The 12220-nt window shown below is 69.4% G+C and carries 13 protein-coding genes; 1 reads left to right on the top strand and 12 read right to left on the bottom strand.

Going from position 1 to position 12220, the window contains the following annotated elements; all coding sequences use genetic code 11:
• Nucleotides 1-586: 586 nt before the first annotated feature.
• Nucleotides 587-1156, top strand: coding sequence for a DUF2637 domain-containing protein (locus tag B042_RS25135; RefSeq protein WP_255342349.1), 570 nt, complete (start codon nucleotides 587-589; stop codon nucleotides 1154-1156).
• A 307-nt stretch (nucleotides 1157-1463) separates the two neighbouring features.
• Here the strand turns inward: B042_RS25135 and B042_RS0115330 are convergent, their stop codons facing one another.
• The 12 genes from B042_RS0115330 to B042_RS0115275 form a co-directional block, all read right to left on the bottom strand.
• Nucleotides 1464-2453 carry a hypothetical protein gene (locus tag B042_RS0115330; protein ID WP_155989118.1) on the bottom strand — a complete coding sequence of 330 codons (990 nt, stop codon included), beginning with the start codon at nucleotides 2451-2453 and terminating at the stop codon, nucleotides 1464-1466.
• Between the two features lie 263 nt (nucleotides 2454-2716).
• Complete coding sequence (locus tag B042_RS0115325; RefSeq protein ID WP_028649052.1) at nucleotides 2717-3052, bottom strand: Lsr2 family protein; 336 nt, start codon at nucleotides 3050-3052, stop codon at nucleotides 2717-2719.
• 135 nt (nucleotides 3053-3187) lie between these two features.
• On the bottom strand, nucleotides 3188-6286 hold the full coding sequence (locus B042_RS0115320; protein WP_028649051.1) for a BTAD domain-containing putative transcriptional regulator: 3099 nt from the start codon (nucleotides 6284-6286) through the stop codon (nucleotides 3188-3190).
• Nucleotides 6283-6687 (bottom strand): TadE/TadG family type IV pilus assembly protein, encoded by a 405-nt coding sequence (locus B042_RS0115315; protein WP_028649050.1) that lies wholly within the window; start codon nucleotides 6685-6687, stop codon nucleotides 6283-6285. The genes B042_RS0115320 and B042_RS0115315 overlap by 4 nt, the downstream gene beginning before the upstream one ends.
• On the bottom strand, nucleotides 6684-7112 hold the full coding sequence (locus B042_RS0115310) for a TadE/TadG family type IV pilus assembly protein (RefSeq protein ID WP_036555215.1): 429 nt from the start codon (nucleotides 7110-7112) through the stop codon (nucleotides 6684-6686). Before B042_RS0115310 ends, B042_RS0115315 begins: the two co-directional genes overlap by 4 nt.
• Nucleotides 7109-7501, bottom strand: a complete 393-nt coding sequence (locus B042_RS0115305) for a TadE family protein (protein WP_028649049.1) — start codon at nucleotides 7499-7501, stop codon at nucleotides 7109-7111. The genes B042_RS0115310 and B042_RS0115305 overlap by 4 nt, the downstream gene beginning before the upstream one ends.
• Nucleotides 7501-7701, bottom strand: a complete 201-nt coding sequence (locus B042_RS0115300) for a hypothetical protein (protein ID WP_028649048.1) — start codon at nucleotides 7699-7701, stop codon at nucleotides 7501-7503. Before B042_RS0115300 ends, B042_RS0115305 begins: the two co-directional genes overlap by 1 nt.
• Nucleotides 7702-7714: 13 nt before the next feature.
• Nucleotides 7715-8587, bottom strand: a complete 873-nt coding sequence (locus tag B042_RS0115295) for a type II secretion system F family protein (RefSeq protein WP_036555213.1) — start codon at nucleotides 8585-8587, stop codon at nucleotides 7715-7717.
• Nucleotides 8587-9426 carry a type II secretion system F family protein gene (locus tag B042_RS0115290; protein ID WP_028649046.1) on the bottom strand — a complete coding sequence of 280 codons (840 nt, stop codon included), beginning with the start codon at nucleotides 9424-9426 and terminating at the stop codon, nucleotides 8587-8589. The genes B042_RS0115295 and B042_RS0115290 overlap by 1 nt, the downstream gene beginning before the upstream one ends.
• A complete protein-coding gene (locus B042_RS0115285) occupies nucleotides 9423-10763 on the bottom strand; it encodes a CpaF family protein (protein ID WP_028649045.1) in 1341 nt (446 codons plus the stop codon). Before B042_RS0115285 ends, B042_RS0115290 begins: the two co-directional genes overlap by 4 nt.
• Nucleotides 10756-11523, bottom strand: a complete 768-nt coding sequence (locus tag B042_RS23375) for a hypothetical protein (RefSeq protein WP_051415723.1) — start codon at nucleotides 11521-11523, stop codon at nucleotides 10756-10758. Before B042_RS23375 ends, B042_RS0115285 begins: the two co-directional genes overlap by 8 nt.
• Nucleotides 11523-12212 carry an SAF domain-containing protein gene (locus B042_RS0115275; protein ID WP_231494108.1) on the bottom strand — a complete coding sequence of 230 codons (690 nt, stop codon included), beginning with the start codon at nucleotides 12210-12212 and terminating at the stop codon, nucleotides 11523-11525. The genes B042_RS23375 and B042_RS0115275 overlap by 1 nt, the downstream gene beginning before the upstream one ends.
• Nucleotides 12213-12220 lie beyond the last annotated feature (8 nt).

Below are 12220 nucleotides of genomic sequence, written 5' to 3'. Positions count from 1 at the left end.
GCGGACAAAAGAGAACGCCCGGCCTGTTGGTGCAGGTCCGGGCGTTCTCTCCACTGTCTCACGGTGGCGCACTCGGGAGGACTCGAACCCCCAACCTTCTGATCCGTAGTCAGATGATGATTTGAGTAGTATCCGCAGGTCAAGGCCATCACTCTGCTGGTCTTAGCAGAAATTTTGCCGCGAATGTGTCGCGTGGTCGAGATGCGGCCATCAAGCTGTTCCGGACCTTCTCGCTGGGCATAGATGCTTCCATGATTTGCGGTGCCCCAGCGCAGATCACTGGGTCAGATGGTCGGTGGCGATGTGCTCCTCGACATCGTGATCGGCTCATGACAGACCTGAGCACAGAAACCACAGATCTGGACTCAACTCTCGTTGGGAACGATGCCATGCGCCAGTGCTGAAGGCGTCTGCAGGGGCACATGTCCACGGAGCTCCGGTCTGCTTCTGCTGTGAGCGATGCATCCTCCAGATCCCCTCCTCGTCACAAGCGCACGCCTGGCCCTTCTTCTCGGTTGCAGGTGAGAAGAAGGCGAGGTGGCTTCTGGAAGCCGAGAAGGTAGAAGGGCACACAACAGATCGCTTCATCCGTGGAACCACAAAGCTCGTTGTCTGTGGCGTGGCGATCATCGCCGCGATCGTCTCCTACCGGCATGCGTACGCTGTGGTCACTGAATACGGTGAGAGCGGAATAACAGCGATCATGATTCCTCTGACCATCGACGGTTTGGTTTACGCGGCATCGATGGTTATCTTGCATTCCGCCAGAGTGGGAATCAAGGCACCCTGGCTAGCCTGGCTCCTATTGTGGGTGGGGATCGCCGCAACCCTCGCAGCGAACGTCGCCCATGGCTGGCGGAACGGGATGGTCGGATCCATCGTCGCGGCTTGGCCGGCCGTGGCCCTGGTCGGTTGCTACGAGATGCTGATGTGGTTGGTGCGCTCAAACGCTCGGGAGAATCCGACGAGCCGTCATGAGATTGCCGATATCGACCAGCAGGCAGTTCACGCCTACAAAGAGAGTGTTCGGGTAGCCAGTCCACTCTCGGAAAGAAGGCTTGCCGAGCGCTTCGGCAAGTCACGGAGATGGGCGCGTTCGATCATGGAAAGAGCAGCATCCGAGGAGAGCCTTCCTGAAGGATCAGAATCCCGATGAATAGTTGAGAATGAGAGCGGCATACACTGCCCGGTGCGTGGTACGGCTCTGGCACGGGCTGGTGCATGCACCGGGCGTTCATGTCGAGGGGTGAGCACTGTCCGCACACCGTCGCACGTGTCATACATGTGGTTGAAGAGAGCGTGGACCGATCTGGTACATGCTGGTACAGACGTGGCCCGGGGCGTACCACTGAGTTCAGGCAGAGACTCGGGCACGACCGGCCTCATGCATGTCAGGTGAACAGGGGTGCTTCGGTTGCCACGAGCTACCAGGGAAGCGTCGTTCGAGTGGAGCGACCCGGGACTCAGCCCAAGGACGCCAACCACTCCACGTCACCATCTGCGAACGTGGCGACCAAACCGGTGCACAGCCACAGCATGGCTGGCATCAGGTCTTGGCCGAGCAGTTGGTGCAGGTCGTTGAACGTCGCTCCCTGCTGAGGATTCTGTACGAACCGCTGCGGGAGAGAACCGTTCCACAGGGCTGTCGCGACGGCTGCTGCCGGTCCCGCGTAGTCGATGCCGCCGAAATGCTCGGCGACCCAGTTCACGGCCTCGTTCAAGTCCTCCTCGCCGACCCCGTACTCCTTGGCGGTGACGAGCCAGCCAAGAGCGGTCGCGACGAGACTGCTGACCAGTACACCGGTCTCCTCGTCACCAAGCCCTGACTCGTCCTTGAGAAGCTGGTTCAAGACCTTGCGTGGAACATCCCCGGATCCTTGCTCGGTGAGCATCGCCGTGGCGCAGTCAAGCAGATGCTGCCGTGCCACTCCTGTGATGCTGTCCGGGACCTCTGGCTTCTCATCTGCGTTCAGCCTGTCCAGGTGTTCCCGGGCCGCCTCTTCGAAGGCTTCGACCTCATGTGCCGAGAACATGTGAGCGTTCTCTGAGGTCACCATGTAGCCGACGTCGGCAGTGGCAAGAGCCAACGACTGCATGTGAGGGTCGCCCTCGAAGCTCTCCGCTGCCGCGCGCATCGTCTCTTCCATGGCGTCGGCCGGGAAGGGTACAGGTGAGTCCCCGGAAACATCCGGATCGAAGAAGACGGGCTCGTCAGGATGAGGGTCGCGCCCGAACCGTTCACGAAACCTGTCCAACTGCTCGTGGAGCAGCTCGCTCACATGCGGAGGGACTGAGACGGTTCGACTACCGTCGTCGTGGTGTGTGACCTGTGCAAACCGGGGATCACCTTGCCGTTTCCGGGTCAGGACGGCATGGCGTTCGAACCGCTTCTCACGCTCGGCGAGCCGCTTGGCACGACGTTCCCGCTTCGCATCCTTCTTCGACTTCGCCATGGCCTGCTCTCTCATCGACCGGTCGTCAGGTCAGCTTGGAGGTGGATCGTATCGAAGACCCGCCCTTGGGACTGCCTCTTTGCGGAGATTCAGGTTTCAGTCAAGGACCGTAAGCACGCTGACTTCACTGGTCGGCAATAGCGTGGAGAGAGCTGTCTATGTGGCGGCCAGTACATTTATTGCGGCTGGTTCTCTGTCTTCGTCTTGAAAACAGACGGTGCTGCCAGAGCGATCCCATCGCCCTGGCAGCACCGGAATCTCTGCTACTGGCTGACCGCCTCGTATTCGGCGACGATCGACGCCGGGATGCGGCCCCGCTCGTTGACGGACTTGCCCTGGGCCTTGGCCCACGCGCGAATCTCCGCGCTGCGCTCACGGCTGGACGCCGCTCGGCCTCCCTTGCCCGCCGACTTGGTCCGCTTGATCGGAGCCTTGCGCCCTGCCTGCACGAACGGTGAGAGCGCCTCGCGCAGCTTGGAGGCGTTGGAACCGTTCAGATCGATCTCGTAGACGGTTCCGTCGAGCCCGAACGAGACTGTTTCCTCGGCATCTCCGCCCTCGATGTCATCGACGAGGAGAACCTGAACTTTCTGTGCCATTGAGACTACCCCCAGAAGCCGTATGGACGTTTGAGGGAAACCTAGCATATGCGTATCGGGAAAAGTCAAACTGAAAGTCTGATCTTCCTGCTCCTCCTCAAAAAGAAGGCTCTCCGGCTTCTTCGAGTAATTGGACTAGGGAATGTGAAGGTGGTGGAGCAGCTTCTCGGTTTCCTCCGACATCTCCAGATCCAGCCGGTCCAAGGCGATGTGGAGCCGCTGTAGGGCCCGTGAGATCGCCTCGGGGTGGCCGGCCTTGTACTCGACGCGGAACAGGTCCCGGTAGAGCAGTTCGCACGCCGGGTCGACCTCCAGCGCCTTGAGCAGCGCGGTGCGCGCCGCTTCCAGGAAGCCGTCCCTCAGGTGGCGGGCAGCGATGGTGTGGGCGACATCGACCATGGCCGCGTTCATCTCCGGCTTGAGCGGTTCGGCCCACCCGTAGCGGTCCAGGCCCACACCGGTGAAGGGCTCGCCCCGCACCAGCTCCAGGGCCTCTTCCAGCAGGGTCGTGGCGCGCTGGCTGTCCTCGGCCAGCCCGAGCCCGGCCAGCTTCTGGAATAGGTCCCAGTCACAGCCCACGCTCGGGGCCAGGGCGTAGGTGCCGTTCTTTTGGGTGGGGAAGTGCGGCGATCCGGTGCTGTCGCGGCCCAGCCAGGCGCGGAGCCTGCTCAGGTGGCCGCTGCGTGTGGAGGCGGTCCAGGGCCCGCGCGGGCCGCCCATGCTGCGGGAGATCTGGTCGGGTGTGCGGTCGGGGCGCAGCATCAGGTAGCACGCCAGCTCGGTCAGGGAGCGCTGGCGGCCCGGTTCCACGGTCGAGGTGTCGGGGCCGGTGATCTCCACCTTGCCCAGGACACGGAGCTGGACTTCGTACTCGTGCAGGGGCGCGGGCCGGTAGGTCGGGTCCGTGAACGACGGTGCCGCGGCGGCCGGTGTGGACAGGCCGATCAGCGCGTCCAGGGACGCCGCCTGGCTCTGCGGTGTCACTGCGGTCGAGGCGACCAGGTGCTGTTCCTGGGGGACCTGCTCCCAGCCGGGCGCGGGAACGCTGGCGGAGACCTCGGCGGTGCGCAGCAGTGTGCTGATCTCGGCGTAGGCGGCGCGGGAGACGCGCTGGAGCGTGACGGCGGTCCCGCCGAGCACGGTGAGGGCCTGCTCGCCGTCGGCGTGCAGGTGCCAGGGGCCGGGAAGCCGGTCGGCCGCTGTTTCGCGTGCGATGAGCGCGATGGGCGGTGCGGCCGACGAGCCCAGGATCCGGCTCAGCCGGTCCAGGTGCTGCCTGCTCAGCGGCTGGTCGGAGAGCACGACCTCGGGTGCGGTGTCCTCGCTCGGCCCGGTGGAGGCGTACTCCAGTGTCTGGAGTTCGAGCTCCTTGAGGCACTCGTCCATGCTGTGGAAGGCGCGCACCCGCTGGGTTTTGACCATCTGGGCCAGTCCCGGCGCCACATCCTGCCCGATACAGGTCACCATGGCGTGGTCGGCCGCCGGTGAGGTGCTCAGCTCCACGGCCAGCGACGTGAGCACCTCGGTGACCGCAGTGTCCTCTCCGGTCAGGCCGATCGCGCCGGCCTGGGGGAGGTCCAGCAGAATCTGGGTGCCCGAGCTGTCGTGTCCGATCGTGGCCAGGCCCGGGTAGGGGGCGGGGATCTGGCGTGCGGTCTCCTCGTCCAGGAGCGCCGCTGAGGCGGTCTCCACCCGCCAGGTGCGGTCGTCGACCCGCCGGAAGGGTGTCACGGGGATGCCCTGGCCTTCGGAGACCAGCAGTTCGCACTCCGAGTCCAGGCGTGCGCCCAGGATGTGCGGCAGCGGGGTGCGTGTGGAGGCGCACTTGGCCGACAGACTGCGCAGGGCCCGGTCCAGGAGTTCGACCGAGGCGGGGTCGGCCGCGGTGTGCAGGTCCTCTTCGGCCTGGACGATGTCGGGGTCGGTGCTCTGGACGATGCGGTGCCCGGGGCGGCGGTCGCGCTGCTGGACGCGTCTGCGCCTGAGCAGGACCCCGGCCAGGCCGGCGGCGGCCAGGGCGCTGATGCCCGCGATGGGGGCCAGGGAGACGGGGGTGTCGGCGTCGTCGGCGGCCAGGGTGGCGTCGATGACGATGTCGTCGGTTGCGGCCTCGGCCTGCGGCGCCTCCCAGACCGGTGCAGCGGAAGCAGGGGAGGGCGCGGGGGATTCGTCCACAGGCTGTGGATCGCTGTCCTCTTCGGTCGAACCCGTCTCTTCCTCGGCGCCTTCACCGCCCGCGGGCGTCTCTTGCGCCGAAGAGGGCTCCTCGGCTTCGGTGCGGCGGTCGGGTTCTGTGTCCTCAGCGCCGTGGCTGTCCTCGGCCGGGGACTCAGCGGCCTGGCCTGCGGTGGGGATGGCCAGGTTCCATCCCGGGTGGATGAGGTCGGGGTCAGTCAGTGATCCGCCCACAGCCTGTGGACGGCCCTCGTTGGCGTCGAAGACCTCAGGGTAGGCGTTGGCGTCACCCAGGTGCTCCAACGCGATGTGCGAGAGCGTCTCACCGGCCTGGACCGTGTGCACGGTCCCCTCCGCGCTCTCCTCCAGCACCGGCGCGTCCCGGGACGCGCCGACGGGCAGCACCAGCTCCCAGCCCGGCGTGGGAAACTCGTCGCCGGTCAGGACGACACCGTCGCCCATGGTCCGGCCCGCGTTCAACTCGACGATGTCGGTGTAGCGCTGCCCGGCCCCCAGCTCGGACTCGGCGATGCTCCAGTAGGTGTCGCCGTCGCGCACCACGTAGCGGCCCACCGGATCCTGCGCGCCCTGTTCACTGAGACCCGCGGCTTCGGCATCGGGGACGGTCTCGGACACGGCGGCCTCACCGGTGGGGGCCTGCACGGTCTGCACCGGTACGACGTCGGGGGTGGCGGCGATCGCGCTCTGCCCGGACAGGCCCACCACCGCGGTGGAGACCAGGCCCGCGGCCAGGGCCTGGGCCCACCCCAGCCCGGGAACGCGCAGCACCGGACGGCGGCGCACCTGCGCCACCGCCTCCAGAGCGATGAGCGCGGTGAAGACCGCCCAGCTGGCCCAGGCCGCCACGGTCAACGCGGTCAGGAACAGGGTGCCGTCATCGGGGCGGGTGAGGGCGTCCACGGCGGCCTGGACCGACCAGCCGCCCAGCTCGGGTGGATGCCCCACCGCTGAGAGCAGCAACGGGAAGCCGACGACGATCAACGCGATCCCTACGGTCGCGGCCGCGCCGGTCAGGATGGAGCGGACGGGGTGTGTCATGGAGTGCCCTCCACAGCGAGACGGGCGGTGGCGGATCCGGATACGGAGAGTTCACCGACACCGATCAGGGACAGGAACAGGGTGGGCTCGCTCAAGGTCACCTCGACGGTGACCGCCTCGGTTCCCGCGGCCACAGTGCCGTCGGCACCGGAAGCGCGCAGGTAGGACTCGGCGGCCAGACGGGCCTGCTGGGGGTCCACGCGGGCGCCTTCCCCGCGCATGAGCGCGTCCAGATCCACGGCCTGCACGCCGGCGCGCGCCGCTTCCTCGGCCACGGCCTGCGACCTCTGGGCCGCACGGATCTGGGCGCCGCCGTCCACCACCAGCCCCGCGACCAGCAGCAGGCCCACGACGGCGATCGCGAAGAACAGCGTCAGCTGCCCCCGGTCGTCTTTGGTCAACTGCTCTCCCGGTAGGTGTCGATGGGGCTGTCGAAGTGGGCGTCGATACGCATCCGCCCGGGGAAGCCGGGCAGCAGCACATCCGACAGCGGGACGTGGCAGGACACGTGGGCGGTGACCGAACCCCGCGTTCCGGCCCGCTTGCCGAAGTCGGACAGGTCGACCTCCACGCTCACGCCCTGGCAGGTCAGACCCTGCTCGGCCAGCGTCGCCTGCGCCGAGCCCAGGGCGGCACCGCGCGCCTCGGACGCGGTGCGGGTGATGCTGGCTTCGCGGGCCGCCGCCCGCGCCGCCTCCTCCACCCCGTGCGAGGCGATCTGGATCCGGCCGATGGCGATGATCGCCGACAGCACCAGCAGCAGCCCCACCGAGAGCACGGCCAGCTCCAGCGTGGAACTGCCCTCGTCGCTACGCCGTCCGCTCATGGCCCGGTCCAGCGCTCCACGGCCCCCGACGCCTCTTGGGACACCGCGATGGGCACCCCCGGCACCAGCGAGACGATCTGCCCGGAGACGCTCACGTGGACCCGGGCGGCCGTCGAACCGGCGGTGGACACACTCGTCTGGCCGAGCATGCCGCGCCCCTGGTCGGCGGCGAACGCCGAGGCGGCTTGGGAGGCCTGGGCCAGCGAGGCCCCTTCCGCGCGCCCGGCCGACACCCCCTCCTGGGCCGCGGCCAGGGCCACCGACCGCCCGTAGTACCACAGACCGGCCTGGATGGCCGCCATGACCAGCAGCAGGACGGCGGGGAAGAGGATGGCCGTCTCCAGGGTGTTGGAACCGCGGTCCCGCTCGGCGGCCCGGGGCCGCCGCACTACTGGATGCCTTCCAGGCGGGCGTTGACCGCCGAGGTGATGGCCGCGACCAGGGCGATCGCCAGACCCATCACCCCCAGCGCGATGATCGCCGTCTCCAGCGTGCCCAGACCAGCGTCGTCGGTGCGCCGCGGTGTGGACAGCGCACGGCGCAGGTCCGACACGCGCTGGCGCAGGGCGGTGAAGAGCACGGGAACCATGGGCAACTCCAGTTCAGATCGTGGTGTCCAGCAGTCGGCTGATGACGGGGTAGAACAGCATCGCCAGGAACGTCAGCCCCATCAGCGCGATGGGGACGACCAACTTCTCGTTGATCTCGTTGGCCTGGCCGCGCTGCTCGGCCAGAATCTGGTGGCGCAGGGACCGGGCGCGCGCCATGAGCGCGTCGGCGACCGCGGTGCCCTCCGAACCGGTCATCGCGATATCGGCGACATCCACCAGCTCGGGCACGTCCAGGTCCCGGCTCAACGCACGCAGCCCCTCCCACGCGGGCTGGCGCGCCAGCACGGCGTGGTCCAGGGCCTGGTGGATGGTGCGCCAGATCCAGCTGTCGGCCACCCGCGCCGCCTCCATCAGTGCCGCGTCCAACCCCAGCCCGGCGCGCAGCGACAGCGCCGTCAACGTCAGGTAGGCGGTCACGGCCTCGCGCACCTGCGCCTTGGCGCGGTCCGCGCGCTGACGGATGAGGGCATCGGGCAGCACGAAACCGATGGCCGCCGACGCCGCAGTGAACCCGGCGGGCACCGCGACCGGCAGCGCCGCACCGGTCAGCAGCGCCACGGCCGAGACCAGCATGGGCACCGCCGCCCCGGCCACCAGAGCACCGAGCTTGTAGGCGGCATAGCGGGCCGGGCTGATGCGCGCCAGCGCCAGGCGCTGGCGCGGGGCACGGATCAGGGAAGAGGCGGCCAGGCGCTCCAGGTGCACCCGGGCCCGCGCCCGCCACCCCTCACCCGGCGCACCCTGCTGGGCGGCGGGGGCGTGCACCACCGTCCGCAGGTCGGGATGGACGGGCACCAGACCGGCGACGAGCAGGGTGAGCCCCCACCCCAACAGGGCACCGAGCGCCAGGGGAAGAACAGCCATCACCCCTCCTCGACCAGGAACCGCGGCGCCGGCTGGGGGTGCGTCAGGCGGCGCATCCACACCATGGCCAGCACGAAGCACGCCACCACCGCGGCCAGCGCCACCTGACCGGTGGCCGTGGCGTAGGGGTCCATGAAGTCACCGAACACCGCCAGCACCGCACCGGCCCCCACCGTGAGCAGGATGACCAGCCGCGCCGTCGTGCGGGGCTTGGAGCGCTCGGCCTCGATCTGGCGGTGCATCGCCACCTCGGCCGAGACCAGTTCGGCCAACTGGGTCAGCGCGTGGGCCACCCCCTGGCCGCGGTTGCGGCTGGCCTGCTGCAGCTCCGCGCACACCAGGTCCCCCACCGGGGAGGCCAGTTCGGCGGCCAGGGCCTGCAAGGCGTCAGGGGTGGCCATCCCGGAGCGGATACGCGCACTCAGCCGCGCGAGCTCGGCCTTGATCGGACCCGGGGCCGACCCCGCGCTGGAGATCAGCGCCTGCTCGACCCAGATCCCCGCGCTCAACCGCGTGGCCAGCAGCCGCACCCACTCCTCGACGGCCTCCAAACGGGCGATGCCGAGCTGGGCCTGCTTGCCGCCGCCCAACAGGTAGGGCAGACCCACGACCGCGGCCGGGGCGATCACGATGGCCAGCACCCACCCGGTCAGGGCCCACCCGGCAGCCCCCAGCACCACTCCCGCCGCGCCGAGCGCGAGCTGCCTGCGGCTCACAGGAACCCGCACCCGCCCCCGTCTGCGGGAGGGGGTGCTGCGGGCCAGCCCGGCCACCACGAGCACCACGCCCAACGCCAACCCTGCGCCGCACACCGAGGCGAGCACGCCTATCGGGGTCACCACAGACCCCCGTTCGCCGACGGGGACACCTGGAGCCAGCCCAGGTCGAAACCGGCACGCCGCAACTCCTCGGCGCACTGCGGGACGATGCCGGTGGGCACGGCCTCACCGGTGCCGCCCGGGGTGTGGAACAGGTCGTTGAGCGCGGGACGGCCGCCCTCACCCATCCCCACGACCTCGGCGACATGGCCCACGAACCGCGTCCTGGCGCCGCCCACAGCCGTCTCATCCCACATCTGCAGGTGCACGATCAGGTCCACCGACCCGGCGATCCACCGGTAGGCCACCTCGGGTGCGACCCCGTAGCGTCCGCACAGCACCACCAGACGCTCGACGGCGTCGTGGGCCGAACGCGCGTGCAGCGTGCACATGGACCCGCCGTCACCGGTGGACATCGCGTCCAGCATCGGCACGACCTCGGAGCCGCGCACCTCGCCCACCACGATCCGCGACAGGTTCATCCGCAGGCTGTCGCGCACGATCTCCTGCAGGCTCACCTCACCGGCCGCACGCCCGTCCACCCCGATCTCGGAGCCGCCCTCACGGGCCTGGAAGGCCACCAGGTGCGGATGCCGGCCCAGCTTGTCCAGGTGCAGCTCGTACTCCTGCTCGGCCGTGGCCCACCGCTCGTGGGCGGGGATCAGCCCGGCCAGCGACCGGATCAGTGTGGTCTTCCCACTGTTCTGGCCCCCGCAGACGACGATGTTGCGCCGCGCCCGCACCGCACCACCCAAGAACTGGGCCAGCCCCGGCGTCATCGCCTTCTTGGCGACCAGCTCCTCCACCGTCGCGCTCTGCAGCAGGTGCCGCCGGATCACGACCTGGGGGCGGCGCGTGGTCGCGATGACCGCCGCCAGCCGCGAACCGTCGGGCAGCTCCATGTGCAGCCGCGGGTGGGACGCCGACAGGCTGCGCCCGGCACGCGAGGCGAGGAACTGCAGCTCGGCTACCAGCTCCTCATCGGAGTCGGCCACCGCCGGGCCGCGCACCAGCTGCCCGGACTGCAACCGCAGCCAGGTGGTGTCCGAGCCGTGGATCTCGATGTTCTCCACATCGGCGCGCAGCAGCGGCTGCAGCCGCCCCAGCCCGAACACCGCGTCGAAGATCGCCTGCTGCAACTGGGCCGTGTACGCGCTGGCGGGACGGAAACCTGTACTGACCTGCTCCTGCACCCACGAGGTGACCGTGCGGCGGATGATGTCGCGCCCGTGCTCGCGCTGGTGCGCCTCAGGTACCCGGTGGGAACTGAGCCGGTCCACCACCACGTCGCGCAACTGGCGGACCACGGCCCAGTCCAGCTCCAGCGCCGCACCGGGCAGGACGTCGAGCTCAACCACGGCGGGCCTCCAACGCCACGAGGTCCTCCCCGCCAGTGCGCGTGTGCGCCTGGACCAGATCGCCGACCAGGGCGCGCACGCCCCGCAACAACGCGGACCGGTCCAACCTGCGTCCCCACCGGCCCGACTCCAGGGCCCCCGCCCCCGCCGGGTCGTAGGGCAGCCGTGCGCACCGCTGCCCGAGGGTCCGTTCGATGTCGCGAGCCCCGTAGGGGCCGTCCTGGACGAGCACCGGCAGCACGGGCGCGGCGCAGGACTTCTTCAGCCGGGCGATGACCGGCGCCGTCACGGCCACCGAATCCAGGCGTGCCCGCAGCAGCACGAGTACCGCGTCGGCACGGGCGAGCACCGGCTGAGGGGTTTCGACGCCCAACCGTCCGCAGTCGGCGACCACGTCCAACGACGGCTGGCCCTCCCGCAACTGGAACCCGCACAGCACCTCGGCCAGGTCGGGCCAGGTCTGGGAGAGCGCCCCCGCCGTGGTCGGATCCGACAAGCCCGGCAGCACCACCTTGGTGTGGCCGGGAGGGTCGAGCGAAACCACCTGGGCGGCCACGTCCTTCGACGTCAGCGTGTCCGCCGAGGCGAGATTGAGCAGCTGGTGGCTGCCGGTCAGCGACGGCATGATCCGCGGCCGCAGGTCCCCGCCCGCCGGATCGAGTTCGGCCAACAGCACCGGGCTCAGCCAGGCCAGGGCCATCGCCAGGGCCGCGGTCGACACACCGGGCGAGCCCTTGGCGGAAGCGACACAGACCAGCATCAGCGCCCACCCCCAGCCGGGGACTCCACGACCAGCGCGATACGGCCCGTGGCCACCCGCGCGGCCAACACCGCGCCGTCGGTGTCGGGCGTCTGCACGTCCACCACCGTCATACCGTCCATGTCGGGCTCGCCCACGCGCAGCACGGTTGCGCTCACCGACGCCGGAAGCTCCGTGGGCACCTCCGCGCCCTCACCGGGCGTGCTGACCACCTGCACCACATCACCGGCGCGCAACCCCTGGGCGGGCAGCTGCGAGGGGCGCAACGCGATCGCGACCAGCTGGTGCCCCGGCTCGGGCAGGGCAGACGCATCCACCTTCGACAGTGTCACCAGCTCGCCCGGCACCAGGTCGGCGAGTGCGGTCTGTCCGATCACCGCATCGGCCTGTTCGGCCGGGACCGTCTCCACCGACGCGTCGGCGGACACCTGGGCGAACGCCAGATCCTCACCGGTCACGACCTGGCCCATGGGCACGTCCCGCGCCACCACGAGCACCTGCGATCGGGCCCCCGCCGACTGCACCAGCGCCGCCCCTGCCAGCGCACATGTGGTGATGAGCAGGACCCCCAGCACGATCAGCCAGGGGCGGCGGCGTGCGGGCGGGGCGATCGAGGGGGCCGAGGCGATGTGCTGGTCATCGCTGGCCCCGGTCCGGTGCTGCGGGGAACGCGTCGGCGCGGCCGGCATCGCGGTAC

Origin of the sequence: Nocardiopsis sp. CNT312, assembly GCF_000515115.1 — a bacterium.
Classification (GTDB): domain Bacteria; phylum Actinomycetota; class Actinomycetes; order Streptosporangiales; family Streptosporangiaceae; genus Nocardiopsis.
This window is presented reverse-complemented; position numbering and strand designations above follow the sequence as displayed.

What these genes read in the sequence shown, in the direction of transcription:
- B042_RS0115330 (WP_155989118.1), bottom strand. Translation starts at nt 2,453, where the DNA reads ATGGCGAAGTCGAAGAAGGATGCGAAGCGGGAACGTCGTGCCAAGCGG.
- B042_RS0115325 (WP_028649052.1), bottom strand. Translation starts at nt 3,052, where the DNA reads ATGGCACAGAAAGTTCAGGTTCTCCTCGTCGATGACATCGAGGGCGGA.
- B042_RS0115320 (WP_028649051.1), bottom strand. Translation starts at nt 6,286, where the DNA reads ATGACACACCCCGTCCGCTCCATCCTGACCGGCGCGGCCGCGACCGTA.
- B042_RS0115310 (WP_036555215.1), bottom strand. Translation starts at nt 7,112, where the DNA reads ATGAGCGGACGGCGTAGCGACGAGGGCAGTTCCACGCTGGAGCTGGCC.
- B042_RS0115300 (WP_028649048.1), bottom strand. Translation starts at nt 7,701, where the DNA reads ATGGTTCCCGTGCTCTTCACCGCCCTGCGCCAGCGCGTGTCGGACCTG.
- B042_RS0115295 (WP_036555213.1), bottom strand. Translation starts at nt 8,587, where the DNA reads ATGGCTGTTCTTCCCCTGGCGCTCGGTGCCCTGTTGGGGTGGGGGCTC.
- B042_RS23375 (WP_051415723.1), bottom strand. Translation starts at nt 11,523, where the DNA reads ATGCTGGTCTGTGTCGCTTCCGCCAAGGGCTCGCCCGGTGTGTCGACC.
- B042_RS0115275 (WP_231494108.1), bottom strand. Translation starts at nt 12,212, where the DNA reads ATGCCGGCCGCGCCGACGCGTTCCCCGCAGCACCGGACCGGGGCCAGC.